Genomic DNA, 14,263 nt, shown 5'->3' with positions numbered 1-14,263 from the left:
AGGCCCGTTCGCGGCGTTACGTGGGTATCATTCCGGAAAATGGCATGGCCCCCTCCACCCATGATGAGGTCCCCATGATTCTCTATGGCTTTTGGCGAAGCAGCGCCACGTGGCGCGCGCGGCTGATGCTCGGGCTGAAAGGCCTCGCGTACGAGTACCGTGCCGTCAATTTGATCGAGAACGGTGGCGAGCAGAATCGGCCAGACTACGTCGAACGCAACCCGATGCGGCAGGTGCCCCTCCTCGAGGTGCACGAGGAGGACGGCTCTCTGGTGCGCATCGGGCAATCGCTGGTCATTGCGGAATACCTCGAGGAGCGATTCCCGTTGCCACGCCTCTTGCCATTGGGCCGCGCCGAGCGCGCACGGGTGCGTCAGGTGGCGGAGACGGTCAACTCGGGCATCCAGCCCCTTGCGAATACCGCCGTGCGGATCTACGTGCACGACGTGCTGGGCAGCGACGACGCCGCGTGGTGTCGGCATTGGGTCGGGCGCGGGCTCACTGCGGTCGAGGCGATGGTGCAATCGAACGCAGGCCCATTTGCCTTTGGCGACGCACCAACGTTGGCCGACGTGTGCATCGTCCCGCAGCTTTTCCATGCGCGCCGCTTCGGGGTCGACACGAACGCGTTCGAGGCGCTCTCGCGCATCGAGAAAGCCTGCTACGAGCTCGACGTCTTCGCGCGCGCCCACGCCGAACTTCAGCCCGACGCACCCCGCGCAGCGCCATGAGGGGTGCCTACGAATCCGTGATGACCACGACCTTCTGACGGGGCCCGCGATCGTCCACGATCTTCACCTTGGGTCGCGGGGCCTCCGCGCTCTGCGTGGCACTCGGAGCCGGCGACGAGGCCACGGCGGAAGGCTCCGCGCTCGAGGCCTGCGGTTTCGACGTCGCGGGCGGCATCGGCCGCGGGCCCGGTAGGAAGCGGGCGCGGGGCGTCGCAGCGTCGGCGCTCGACGCCGATGGCTTCGCGCGAAGTGTGAACATGCGATGAAGCGGTTCCGTCGCGTCGGACGGTACATCGATGTTCAACGTCTCGTCGTAATAGCCGTCACGCGATACGACGAGGGCTTGCGCACCCGGCGGAAGATCGATCGTCAGAGGTGTACGCCCGAGCAGCGTGCCATCCTTTTCGACGTTGGCTTCGGAGGGCTGGCTATCCAGCCTCACCGTGGTGGCGGGGCCGTGCTTGACCGCATGCGCCAGACTCGCGGCGGTCGCGCCGTGAAGATCGGCCCTCAGCGACGATCGGCTCAGAAAGCGACCGCCGAACACGAGCAATGCGGCCAGCCCGAGCACCGCCCCGGAGGCGGCGAACAGGCGACGCGCTTTCTGCTCGACCCTCACGGATAGCCGTTCGCCCTCCGCCGCCGGCACACTGCGCGCCGTGTTGCGCGGCAGCACGGCCGAATGCGACGTAATGGGAAACGAAGGCAAATTCATCGGAGACACGGTGGAGACGGCCGATGCGAGGCGAGCGTCGATCGCATCTCGCGTCTTCTGCGCATGGTCGGCGAAAAGATTCGCGATCAACGTGCCCACTTCGGCGTGCGTTGCGCGCGGAAGCGTCGCCAGGACTTCTTCGAGGGCGGCGCAAAGGTCGGCCGCCGTCTCGTAGCGATCGTCGATCCGAACGGCCGTCGCTCGACGGCAAATGTCCACGAGCTTGTCCGGCGTACCTTCGAGCGGGTAGAGCTCGGGGACGTCCTCGGTCGCGAGTTTGTGAAGGATCTCCACCTCGGAGAGGCCGCTCCACATGCGCTTCCCGGTGACCGCGCGCCAAAGGATGCTCCCGACCGCAAAAATATCGGCACGGCGATCCACTTCGTCCCGCGCCACGATTTGCTCGGGCGCCATGTACGCGACCTTGCCCTTGAACGTGCCGGCTTGCGTCTCCGTATTGGAGTCGTTCGCCTTGGCGATTCCAAAGTCGAGGACCTTGGTGGTCCCGCTGTACGTGATGAAAACGTTCTGCGGGGAAATGTCCCGGTGGACGACGTTGAGCGATGCACCGTCGAAGTCGCGAAGCTCGTGCGCGAATTGGAGCCCCTGGCAAACGTCGCACAGCACGCGAAGGAGGATAGGCAGCGGAATTCCCCCCGAGGGCTGAGCCGCCTTCATGAAGTGATCGAGATTCTGGCCTTCCAGATATTCCATCGCCAGAAAGTAGCGTTCGCCGTCGAATCCCACCTCGTTCGTTTGAACGACGTTCGGGTGGTTGATTCGCGCGGCGAGCCGCGCTTCGTCGAGAAACATGGTGCAAAAGTCGCTGTCCGAGGACAACTCTTTGCGCAGGAGCTTCACGACTTGCAGCTTGTTGAACCCGCCGGGGCCTTGAACCACCGCGAGCACGATGTCTGCCATTCCGCCGCGCCCGAGTTCCAAGATATGTCGATATCGGCCTACGGCCGGCGACATCATCGGCTCGGGAATGGATAGACGGGGTGCGGTCATCGCTGGTTACTCCCTCGCTTCTCCTATGAGGAGTCGCGCGACTCAAAGCCCAACCTTTTCGTCAGCGGAAGCAAACAGGCAAAGCAGCGCCGCGTGGCGCGCAGGTCGGATCTACATCTTGGACGTGAGCACCCGAGCATGCGTTTCGCGGAAGAAGGCGGTTCACCGCGCCTCCACGTGTTTGGCATTCTCCGACCATGGCCGTGGCGCTCCAAGACCGCAAGGTCGACGTCTTGGAGCTCGCCGCGCGCCTCGGAATTCGTCAGTACCCGAGCCATTCGTTGACCAGCGAAATCGAGAGTTTGTCCACGAAGGCCAGCTCGCCCTTGCTGTCGAGTTTGTAGATCGACGCATTCGATTGGGGTCGATGATCCTTCGCCGAGAACGATATGGGCCCTGCGGTCAGACCTCCCATATCGACCAACCGGAACGTCTCCAACGCATTCTTGAGGTCTTCGCCCGTCGGGTTTCGATGCCCGGCGTCCAGCGCGATGCCCATGGCCTTTTCCCAGAGGATGGCCGCCGCGAAGCCTTGCACGTAACGGACGTCGCGAAAGCTCTCGGGCTTGCGGCGCTCGTTCGAGTTCGGAACCATGGTGATGGGCGCAGACGGCGGTGAAGCGCTGTCCTTGTTGGCATAGTTGTCGTGCACGGCGATGAGCTGCACCATCTCCGTCGCATTTTGGATATCACCATAACGCGGCACCGGAAACAGGCCGTAGAACAGGTCACCGTTGCAGCCCGCACCGCACGTCGCGGACGCCGTTTCACCGATACCCCAATTGTTGGCCATGACCCGAAGCTTCCACTTCTTCGTGGGGTTCGCGTCGAGGATTTTGCGCACCTCGGGGTTGTTGTCGATCGTGGTCTGCGCGAGGGCGACGCCTCGTGCGAGCACGGCGGTCGCGAAGACGCTGTTTCCAGACCACACCCAGCTCACGGGCTCGTAGGCCCCATTCGTGCTGATGAAACGGGCGATCTCTTGGTCGAAGTACGTCGCGGTGTTCCGCAAGATGGTGTTGGTATCGGCTTCGCTCGAGGTTTGCGGAATGATGAGATCTCTTCCGAGCGACATGCCCGTGATGGACGGAATGAACGATGCACCCGCCGCCAACGGATCGGTGCAATATGCACAAATGTTGCTGACCTCATGCGCAAAGGCCATGCGCCCCGGTTGAATCGCAAACGCGGCCTTGATGGCGACACGAATGGCCGTCGCGTAGTCCGTGGCCGGGAAAAATACGTAAGGCCAGCCGGTGCTCGTTTTGCTGTCGTTGAATTGCGCCTCTTGGAACCCATCGTTGACCCGCGTATACGACACGGTCTTGTTGATGGGGTCGGGCGAGGCCAGCGACCCTGCGTACGAGCCCGGGATGATGAGCTTTTTCTCGCGCGCGAGTTCGGGTCCAACGGCGGTGGTCGGGCCGGTCCCGAACAAGAACACGGTGTTGACCTCCTTCCAGTGGGCATCGGAGGAGCGCCACCCTTGGACGACTTTTTCCGTCTCGCCGGGCGTGTATTTATTGTCTCCTGTCTGAATATCGATCTGACAACCTCGAATCCCTCCGTTGTCGTTGAGGGTTCTCAGGTAATCGTAGATTCCAAAAAAGTACGGAATCGCAATGTCGGTCGCGGTGCCGGAAAAGTCGGATGCGATGCGAACATAGACGGTTCCCTGGCAGGTCGAGACGGACTGGGTCGTGACCTGGGGATCCGAATCGATCCCCAGGATGCCAGTGCATCCATTTGCGGCCAACATGGCGGCCATCGAAAAAACCAACACGGTGTGATGAGGCCTCATACTCCCCTCCTCTCAAAAGAAACGGCCGGACACGACGAGACCACCGGCGCCACGCGGGTCGACGGATGGGGTCACCAGAACGCCAGCCTTTTTCGATGAAGATCCGCCTCGCGGGGCGAACAAGTACAAAGCGACGCCACCCGCCAGCAAGACACCGCCCGCGATGAAACTCACCGTGGAGATGTTCGCCACCGAAGCCGCATCCCGCTCCGTGCTGGCGGCGCCGGCGTTCGGGCATGCACTCCCCGAGCAACCTTGGTCGGTCGCGTCGCTGTGCTTGGATTTGGCAATCAGCGCCGTGACGACGCCTACGCCCAAGCCGATGGCGCCGACCCCCGCGGTCGCGGCGCCGGCGATCCGAAGGGGCGACCAGGAGCTCGACGCGGGTTGTTCCGCGGGACTTTCGCGTGTGGCCGGCGAGGACGCGGAGCCGTGTGCCGACGATGCGTTCGCGGCCTCCAGCGCAGCGATGCGCTCGTTCGCCTTCGCGATCAGATCGGGTTGCGCATCCGCCGCATCGAGGTAGCGGTGGTAGTATTCGAGCGCCTGCTTCGATGCCTTCAGCTTCTTGTCGTAGATGCTCGCGATGTTGAAGAGAACGTCGGACGCGGCGACGAGCCGATACGAGTCGAGGTACATCCCGATGGCTGTCGGAAAATCTGCACGCTCGTAGGCTTGGTACGCCCGATCCGCGAGCATCTGCGCCTGCTCTTGAGCGGTAGGTTCGCTCGAACCGTGAGAGGTTGCAGGCGGCGGATCCGCAGCTTGCACGGCCGTCGGAATCGACGCGCCGAGTGCTACAACGAGCACCATCGCTTTCTTCATTTGGTCCCCCTATCGTCCAACAGGACACCCCGAGACTCACTCCGTCCACCGCCTACGATGCACGTTGCAGGTGGAGGCGTGAGCGCGACGAAAAAATTTCGGCGATTCTCTCGGCGATTCACACGCGGAGTGAAAAGATCCGCGAGGCTCGCCCCATCGAGCTACCGAGGGGGCTTTGAAAACCGATTGGGATTTAGCCCGCGAACCGCTCCAATATGGGCCGTAAATCGATGGGAATCGGATTGAATCGATGGGACACGGCGCTCGCCCGATGGCGCGCTGAACGAGCCGCCGATGGCGCGATTCGACCGACAAACCCTCCCGCGTCTTGCCCGTCCGAGAGGCTTCGGGCCCTCGATTTTCAGCCATTGCGGAGAAATATGTTCGTCGGCTCCGCTCACGAACACGCCAATGCCGAGATCGGGAGGCATGCCGGGAGGTCGCCCCGCGGCGCGTCGAGTCCGCCGGAAACGATGGGCGGCGTCCCGGTGGTCATGCCTCGTCGCGCATGACGGAGGCCATGGGGGGCCGTTAGGACATTCACGTGAGGCCTGCCGTTCCCCGCATGCGGAAAGCGAGGATCTCACGCGGCCGTTCTCGCGACCCGACAACGGCTCGAAGGAAGATATGGATTGCCATCGCGTACGAAAATCAAAATATGCGTAGAGCGATGACGTCGGAACCTGACCTCGAAAAGCTCATTACCGAACGAGCCACGTAAGCGTAAGGCCAAATGAGCCATGCCGGTGCGGGCGTCGTTGATCGTCGCATTGGCGCGTTTCGTACGTTCGACGCCCCGTTGCGCCGACGCGCGCAAGCTGCAAGAGTCTCGCGCTCGTGGAGCAGTGCATCGATCGGTATGTCGTGCTCGAGACGCTCGGTGAGCGTCGCCTGGGCGTCGTCTACGGTGCGTACGATCCGAAGATCGATCGCCGGGTGGCCATCCAAGTATTCCGCACGGCGAGCGACACGGACGAAGACGGGGCGCGTCTGCTGCGGGAGGTCCAGTCGCTCGCACGCGTGTCCCATCCCAACGTCCTTGCCGTGTACGACGCGGGGGATCACGAAGGGCATATCTTCGTCGCGATGGAGTACGTCCCCGGCGGCGTCACCATGTTCGAGTGGTTGCACCGCGAGAACCCCGCGTGGCGGGCCATTTTGGCGCGCTACCTGGATGCCGCGCGCGGACTCGCCGCGCTGCATGCGGCGGGCCTCGTCCACGGCGACTTCACGTCGAACAACGTCTTGCTCGGCGACGACGGGCGCGTACGCGTGACCGATGTCGGCCTGCCAGGAATGGCCGGCGACGCCGATGCGCACCGCGACCAATACGGCTTCTGCAGTGCGCTCCACGAGGCACTCTGCGGCGGGATCGCCCACGCAGCACCATCTCGCGTCCCCGCGCGGATCCGCAGCGCCCTCGCGCGCGGCCTTTCCACCAATCCGCAGGATCGATTTCCGTCGATGGACGCGCTCGTCGCCGAGCTATCGCACGATCGACGCGCTCGCTGGCTTCGCATGGGCGGCGCGTTGGTGGCGGCGGCCAGCATGGCCTTCGGCGCAATCGCCATCGCCCGATCGGGCACGCCCGGGGCCTTGCCCGCACCATGCGCGGGGGCCGAGCGAAAGCTCACCGGCGTGTGGGACGAGGCACGCAAACAGGCCGTGCGGGCTGCCTTCATGGCAACGGCTTCGAGCTACGCCAAGGACGCCTGGGAGGACGCCGAGCGCGCCCTCGACGCGTACACCGCGCGTTGGGTGGCGAGGCACACGCAGACCTGCGAAGCCACGCGCGTGCACCATGACCAGTCCGAGGAGCTGATGGACGTTCGCATCGCCTGCCTCGAGGGCAAGGCGCGCGAACTCCAGGCGCTGACGGCACTTTTCGCTTCGGGCCATGCGACCAGCCTCGAGCGCTCCGCCCAGGCGATGGCCGCACTGCCCTCCGTCGACGGGTGCACCGCCATGGCGGCGCGGCGCACGCGGGTCTACCAGGTTGCGAGCACCGAGGTGATGGCCAGCGTGGACCACGCCATGGCTCTCTCGCGCGCGGGGGACTATACCGCCTCGGAAAAGACCGCGCGCGATCTGCTTCCGGCCGTAAAAGCTTCGCGCGATCGCGCACTCGAGTCGAACGTCCATTTCATCCTGGCGCGCGCACTCGCCCAGCGCAGTGAATGGCGTCTTGGCGAGGCCGAGCACTTCGATGGCTTGACCGCCGCAGAGGAGGCCGGCGACGAGGTCGCCAAAGCACGGGCACTGGTTGGCCTGGTTTCCGCGCTCAGCCAGCAAGAAAATCGGGTCGCCGATGCTCTGCGTGCCCGCCAGCTCGCCGAGGCCGTGCTCGATCGCTTGCCCGAGGAGAAAGAGACACGGGCCATTTTGGAGAACAACCTGTCCGTGACCGAGCTTCGCGCTGGACGGTACGCGGATAGCCTCGCGCATGGCGAGCGTGCCCTCGCACTGCGGGAGGCGGTCGCGCCCGATAGCTATCTCGTCGCGTCGACGTTGACCAACCTGGGCAACGTGTTCACGGAGATGGGCGAAACGGAACGCGCCCTGGAACAACGCAAGCGCGCCGTCGCGATCCACGAGCGGCGTTTGGGTCCGCACCATCCATTGCTCGCCTTCGCGCTGTCGGGCCTGGGCTATTCGCAGTTCGTCCTGCGTCGATGGGACGAGGCGCTGCAAAGCGAACGTCGCTCGCGGGTCATTTTCACCGAGGCGTTCGGCCACGAGCATCCGCACGTGGCGCGCGCCGGCGGAATCATTGCCGACATTTTGCGCGACATGGGGCGCCTGCCGGAGGCACTGGCGGAAGGCGAAAACACGCTGGCCATGGCCGAGCGCATCTTCCCGAAGGACCGCGACATGCTCAGCGCACTCGCCACGGTCGCCATGATTTACCTGGATCAGGGGCGCACGCGCGAAGCACTTGCCTTGCAGCTTCGCGCGCTCGCGCTTTGCGAGCAACTCGGCAATCCGGCGCAGCAGGTGCCCGAGGTGCTGCGCGTCCTCGGGGAGGCGTACTTGGCGGAGCGGCAGCCGCAGAAGGCCCTCGCTCACCTCGAGCGAAGCCTCACGTACCAGGACCCGAACAAGAAGGTCCCAGACACCGCCAAGACGCATATGCTCCTCGCGCGTGCCCTCTGGGAAACGGGTCGCGATCGCGCCCGCGCGCGCACTCTGGCGGAACGAGCCCGGGATGCGTACGCCGAGCTGCCCGGCTACGAGCCCGAACGCGCGGCGACGGCCACCTGGCTCTCACAACGACGTTAGCGGGCTCGCAGCCATTCGCCGTTTCGAGCGAATGGCTGCAACCCTACGATGCGGAACGACTCGCGATCGGCCCGCGCTAGCGATTCACGGTTTCTGCGTGCAAAGCGTGTAGTCGCCGCTTCCGCTGTACGAGAAGACGCGCCACCGGTACTTCCCTGCGGTACCCGGATAGGAAATGGTCTCGTTCGACGTGGAGCTCTCGGACCTGGCCACCCGAGCCCACGCCGTGCCGTTCCACTTCTCCAAGTCCAGATCGAAGTCCGCACCACCCGGTCCCGCGAGCTTCGCACCATGCGTTCCCGAGACCGTGCTCTCGTAACCCGTGTCGCTCGGTTTGCGGGCCTGCGCGCCGGTACCCGACAAGGTGCCCGTGTACGAAGTCCCCGTGCAAACCGGGCCGCTGGGGATGTCCGCGTTCGAGGCGAGCTTGATGGTGGCGTTCAGCAGATCGCGGACGCGACGCGGCTTGTTGCCGCCGTTCTCGGAGATGATCTTCGAAACGTCGTCCGTGGTCGCATGGTAGTCGGCATTCAGATCGCCGCCGCCAGCCGGATTGCTCAGGCCCTCGAAGACGAAGAGCACGTCCTCGTTCTTGTCGTAGAAGGACGCACCGTCCTGACGACGCGCGTACGCCGCGATATCGTGGTTGACGCGATCGAATGGATCCGGGAGTGCGTTGTTCGCTTGGGTGAGCAACGCGGAGAGATAACTCGTGGACCCGTCCGACTTGGTATCAATCACGCTGATGCGTTGATCGTCCCAGCGCGCGACCATATCCATGTTGACGACGCCGGTGATCTGCGAAAGCCCGATATTCGCAATGGGATGGTCGACGAAATACTTCGACCCTACCAGGCCGTCTTCCTCGGCCGCCGTCCAGATGAACAGGATGGAGCGATTCAATTCGCCGTTGGACTTGGCCTGCGCGAGCAGCGGTACCAAGGAAAGGAGAACGCTGCTTCCCGAGGCGTTGTCGTCGGCGCCGTTGTACACCGCCCCGCTCGAGTTCACACCGATGTGATCGAGGTGCGCCATGGCCACGACGACTTCGCTCTTCTTCGCGCCGGTGCCTTCCAGCAGCGCGAGCACGTTGTGCGTATTGCCCGCGAGCACCGCGTCCGAGCGTCCGGCCAGGGCGCTCGCCTCGGGGGACGACGATTTCGGATCGATGTAGAAGCCATGCTCGAACTGCGAGTTACCGAAGGACTTCGGATCGCTCGTATCGAGGCTATGCACGTGCGCCGCCCGTTTTCCTTCCGGCGTGAGATCCGCCGCCAGCGCACCTAGCTGGAACGACTGCGCGTACGCACCGTTCGAATCCCCCGGGTTGGGGCCGGTCAATCCGTATCTCTTGACCAAGTCCGTCACGTACGTGGCGGCCTTGTCGAAGTCCGCCGACGGCGCATTGCGACCGCGCATTTCATCGGTCGCGAGATAATTGATGTGCGTCATCGGATCGGAATCTTCCGCAACGCCGTCCGCGATGATCCCCGGTTTCGGCGTGCTTCCCGTCCGCGAATCGTCCCCACCCTTGCCATTGGCCAGCTCCGAGGGAGCCAGCTCCGAGACATCGCGCGAATTCCCGTCGCTGCAAGCCCATAGCGCCAAAACGATCAGCGATGTGACGACCACCCCGCGTGTTCTCATTGGAAACCTCCGAGACGAGAGAAAATTGGCTGTGTTTTATTGGCGATAATGTGGGCTTCGCCGATTGAGCAAGTGCGCAATTATCGAGATTCGCGACTCAGGGTCCACCGAAATGAACTCGAGGTTCCGCATTCGGCGCGCCCGAGCCATCGGTCGTATCGCGGAGCCGTATTTCTACAGAGGGAAAGGTCTACGACGATCGGTTGCCCTCCATCCATGAGGATGGCGGACCACCAAGAATCGATGGGCGACGCCGCATTCCACGCCGCACATGGCGCCTCGGTGGCTAGCCTTCGGAAGCGCTTCGCCCATGACGCAGTGCTACATCCTCTTGAAATTTGGAATCGCACTTGCGCGAAGAAGGAAAATCATGGTCGTTGCCTGTCCGGTGGTGGTCCTTCGTCGGGCCATGGGGCTCTTTTCGTTGAGCGCGATGGCCCTTGGGTGCCACCCGACCGAGAAAGCTCCGTCTTCGTCGCCGCCGCCCCAGGCGCCGTACGGTGTGTACCTTTCCTCGAGCGAAGCCGAGGGTGGCGAGCTTTGCTTCGACCCCGACAGCTCGCGGCTTCGCGCCCTGCTGTCTGCGCAGCGGCCAAACGCGGAGGATTCAGTGGACGCGCAGGCGCTCGCTCGGGACCTTCCCTTTCTCGAGAAGACGATGCGGCTGCAGTATGCCGGCTATGCGAACCTCGTTCAGCGCGGGGATTTCGACTTGGCCCAATTCTTCGAGGAATGGCGCCGCGATCTTTCGAGCGCCGGCGCGAAGGTCACCGTCGATCGCGGTCTACTCGCCCCGCTGCGAAAGCTACGCGCAGTTTTCCCCGACAACCATCACACGGTCTGGGGACCTTCCCTGCGGGAGGAGCCTTCCTTCAAGGTTCGCGAATACCAGGCATGGGTCTCGTCGGCCGAAGCCGTGGGGCCGCTCGCATCTTGCCGCATCCAAGGGCCGGGTGCCGCCTTTTCGCATACACTGCGACTTGCGCCCATGGTTGGGCCCGACGGCTCGCGGCTCGTCCTGACCGTAAGCGTTCGTGGCGGTGGTGAGCGCATCTCGGCCCAATGCTCGGGTGGCGCCTTCGAACTCCATCCGCGCCCCGACGTGGCGAAACGAATTCCCCCGACCCAACAAGAGAAGCTTTACACATGGCGCCCCGTGGGCGATGCGGCGGTCATCACCGTGCGCAGACTCTGGGGTACGGGTGTGCAAGAGCAGCAGCTGGAGGAGCTCGCGAAGGACTACGAGGCGCATCGCCACTTTGCGCGCATCATCTTCGATTTTCGTGGCAACGGCGGGGGGAGCGATTCACCGATTTACGCGTGGATTGCAAAAGCGAAAAACGGTCTCTGGGATTCCGGCGCCGAGCGGGTATTGGAAGGCGCACTCACCCCCTGTCCAACGTGGAATACGGTGGTGCAGAGGCAGATTCAAGACCGCACCGTCGACACGCAAGAAGCGCGCGACGAGCGCGCGAAGGTACGCGCCAAGTGGCCGCACGGTCTACACCGTGCGTCCTGGGTCTACCATTCTGGGGTGATCGACGAGCATTCGGATCACCCGTACTCCGGGCGCATTTACGTGCTGACCGATCGCCATGCAGGTTCGTCGGGCGAGAGCGGGCCGCTGGCGTTGAAGCTGGCCCTCGGCGCCCTGCTCGTTGGAGAGCGAACGGACGGAACGCTCGAGTTTGGAAACCAGAGCACATTCATTCTTCCGCATTCCGGAGTTCGCTGGAACCTGCCCATCAAACAGAACTTGTTCGAGCAACCCGTGGAGAGCGTAGGCGTCCCCGTCGATGTGTACTTGGCCGATTCCGCGGCGCCCATCGAACGGATCGTGCCGATGCTGATGGCCGAGCGGCTGCCGCCCGCACGCTGAGATACCGACATCGCACCGAGCAGCGTGCGGGCTCCGAGCCGCGCGTCCGCTACCAGCAGGCGGCCGCGGGCGCGCAGTCCGTCTGCAGGACTTTCGCCGGCGCCGGAACACAACAAGCTTGCTCGTGCCCGCACTCGAGCGTGTTGCTCAGGGCCTCGTTGGCTCGGCATTGCGACTTGCGGCAGGTCCCGCCGCCGCTCGAACACGTATCAATCTCCTGGAGCTCCGATTGGCCTTGCTCCGAACTCTCTCGTGAAGCGCTTTCGTCGTCGCTTGCTCCGCAGGCGAACAGCGACAGGGCCAAGATGAACAGCGCAGTTTTCATGAAGTCCTCCTCGATAGGCTAATTGAACCAATATCCGGCGAGATGGTTGGCACGGACGAAGCCATCCTACGCTTCATCGACGATGAAGACACGATGCTGATTCACCGGCCGGTAGTAACGCAACGCGGTACCGCGCGTTGCCTCCTTCCTGCGATAAATGCAAATCGATGCTCCGTTTTGTGCTTTGACACCGGTATCATTCATGCCATCTTCATTTCGAAGTTTGGGGGATGTTCACCATCCACGCGCCATCTTGGCGCGTATTTTCGATCATGCGATACGCCCCACTCTCCATCGCGCTTCTCTCGTGGACGCTCTCGGCGTGTCGCGCTCGTTCGCACGGAGAAGCCTCGCCGGCAGATGTGCACGCGAATGTTGCCGTCAGTACGGGAAGCGCCAGCCTCGAGCTCGTGCCATCGGTCCCAGGTGGAATGACCGATCGCGGCCCGCTCGAAAACCGATTCGCCTACATCCCACCTCAATGCTACGCGATGCCTCGACTGGCTCCGGGGGCCAGCGCGAAGAACTCGTGCTACGCGTGCCACGCTCGCTCCCAACCTCCGAATTTCGTGGACGACGAAGAGCTCCAACTTCGCTGGACCATCGCGCCGGCGGCGGCGCGAAACCGCTGGACGAATCTCTTCGACCCGCCCGTTTTGCGCGCTCCGAAGTCGAGCGACGAACGGATCCTCGACTACGTGCGCCGAAGCAATTACCTGGACGAACACGGTGAAATCCCTCTCGCGCGAACCTTGGCTTCCCTGCCCGACGCGTGGGATGGCGCAAAGGATGGGCGATGGGACGGATATGTCCCCGATGCAGGATTCGCCTTCGACGAAGATGGCTTCGATCGTCGACCGGATGGTGAACTCTCGGGATGGCGAGCGTTCGGCTACTATCCCCTCGTAGGAGCGTTCCTCCCCGCCAACGGATCGGCGGGAGATGCCCTCATTCGTCTCGATCCATCACTTCGGCAGGACGCGAACGGCTCTCCGAACACCGCCATCTACGCAGTCAATCTCGCCATCGTCGAGGCGCTGATCACGCGAAACGATGTTCCCATCGTTCCCATCGACGAGGGTGAGCTCGGCGTGGATCTCGATTTGAACGGTATTCTTTCGCGCGCGAACCGGGTGGCTTTCGATCGAAGTGCGCCGTGCGGGAGCCACGACGATCCACGTCATGCAGGGCGAATGCACTACGTGGGGCGCGCTCGTGAGGAGGAGCGTGCGGGCCGTCTTCCGATCGTCGTGGGACTCTTCCCACTCAATACCGAATTTCTGCACAGCGTGCGCTACCTTGATGTCGCGTCGGACGGAAAGGTCACCATGGCGGCGCGGATGAAGGAGCTTCGCTATGCCAAAAAGGTCCGGTGGTTCGGGTATGCGGATCTGAAACGACAGGCGGAGAGAGAAGCTTTCGAGCAGGAGGAGTCCATCGACGGAGCGCTGTCATTTCTTTGGCAATGGGATCGGGGCGTGGACAACGACCGCGGATGGCTCTTTTCGGGATTCATCGAGGCGGCCGACGGTTCGCTACGACCGCAATCGTACGAAGAGACGCTCTACTGCGTCGGCTGCCATGGTGGCGTCGGGACGACCACCGACAGCATTTTCTCCTTCCCGCGAAAGGTCGGCGGCGCGCGCGGATGGTCCCACGGGCCCCGGCGAGGTTCGCCCCCATGGCCGGACCCCCTCGGATCCGACGGGCGACATGAATATACGCGCTACCTCATCGAGAATCGCGCCGGCGACGACTTCCACGCGAACACGGAAGTGATCGGGCGCTTCTTCGACGAACGCCATTCCCTGCGCCCGAGCGAGGTCGCGAAACTTCGCCAGGATATCGATCACCTGCTCCTTCCTAGCGCGGCGCGCGCGCTCGACCTCGATCGCGCGTACCGGGCTATCGTCGACGAGCAGAGCTTCACCCGTGGGCGCGACACCGCCCTTGCTCCGGTTCGCCACATCTATGCGCAACTGCCCGAGGGAGAAAAGACCGGCATCGAGAAGCCGCTCGGCAACCTCGCCACCCGACATTCAAGGTGAAC

At 63.6% G+C, this 14,263-nt stretch carries 9 protein-coding genes; 4 read left to right on the top strand and 5 right to left on the bottom strand.

The genetic code is table 11. From position 1 onward, the window contains the following. Positions 1–74 precede the first annotated feature (74 nt). On the top strand, positions 75–731 hold the full coding sequence (gene maiA / locus LVJ94_49865; GenBank protein WXB04989.1) for a maleylacetoacetate isomerase: 657 nt from the start codon (positions 75–77) through the stop codon (positions 729–731). 7 nt (positions 732–738) lie between these two features. On the opposite strand, the gene LVJ94_49860 is transcribed toward maiA, so the two are convergent. From LVJ94_49860 to LVJ94_49850, 3 genes are all read right to left on the bottom strand, one after another. After that, positions 739–2,457 (bottom strand): protein kinase, encoded by a 1,719-nt coding sequence (locus LVJ94_49860; GenBank protein ID WXB04988.1) that lies wholly within the window; start codon positions 2,455–2,457, stop codon positions 739–741. A gap of 262 nt (positions 2,458–2,719) precedes the next feature. After that, entirely contained in the window at positions 2,720–4,258 is a 1,539-nt protein-coding gene (locus tag LVJ94_49855; protein ID WXB04987.1) for an ABC transporter substrate-binding protein, read from the bottom strand. Positions 4,259–4,270: 12 nt separating this feature from the next. Further along, positions 4,271–5,083: a soluble NSF attachment family protein gene (locus tag LVJ94_49850; GenBank protein ID WXB04986.1), complete on the bottom strand. Its 813-nt coding sequence runs from the start codon at positions 5,081–5,083 to the stop codon at positions 4,271–4,273. 837 nt (positions 5,084–5,920) lie between these two features. Between LVJ94_49850 and LVJ94_49845 the strand changes: the two genes are divergently transcribed. Beyond that, positions 5,921–8,362, top strand: coding sequence for a serine/threonine-protein kinase (locus tag LVJ94_49845; GenBank protein ID WXB04985.1), 2,442 nt, complete (start codon positions 5,921–5,923; stop codon positions 8,360–8,362). A gap of 84 nt (positions 8,363–8,446) precedes the next feature. Here the strand turns inward: LVJ94_49845 and LVJ94_49840 are convergent, their stop codons facing one another. Beyond that, on the bottom strand, positions 8,447–10,009 hold the full coding sequence (locus LVJ94_49840) for a M28 family peptidase (GenBank protein WXB04984.1): 1,563 nt from the start codon (positions 10,007–10,009) through the stop codon (positions 8,447–8,449). A 370-nt stretch (positions 10,010–10,379) separates the two neighbouring features. Between LVJ94_49840 and LVJ94_49835 the strand changes: the two genes are divergently transcribed. Next, entirely contained in the window at positions 10,380–11,888 is a 1,509-nt protein-coding gene (locus tag LVJ94_49835; protein WXB04983.1) for a S41 family peptidase, read from the top strand. Between the two features lie 49 nt (positions 11,889–11,937). Here LVJ94_49835 and LVJ94_49830 read toward each other — a convergent pair whose 3' ends face one another. After that, the gene (locus LVJ94_49830) at positions 11,938–12,213 is read right to left on the bottom strand and encodes a hypothetical protein (GenBank protein WXB04982.1); all 276 of its coding nucleotides are present in this window, start codon (positions 12,211–12,213) and stop codon (positions 11,938–11,940) included. 491 nt (positions 12,214–12,704) lie between these two features. Here LVJ94_49830 and LVJ94_49825 point away from each other — a divergent pair, with 491 nt between their 5' ends. Then, the gene (locus LVJ94_49825; GenBank protein ID WXB04981.1) at positions 12,705–14,261 is read left to right on the top strand and encodes a hypothetical protein; all 1,557 of its coding nucleotides are present in this window, start codon (positions 12,705–12,707) and stop codon (positions 14,259–14,261) included. Positions 14,262–14,263 lie beyond the last annotated feature (2 nt).

Source organism: Sorangiineae bacterium MSr11367 (genome assembly GCA_037157805.1).
GTDB classification, from domain to species: Bacteria; Myxococcota_A; Polyangia; order Polyangiales; family Polyangiaceae; genus Pendulispora; species Pendulispora rubella.
The sequence above is the reverse complement of the archived record's forward strand: the minus strand, read 5'-3'. Positions and strand labels throughout refer to the sequence as shown.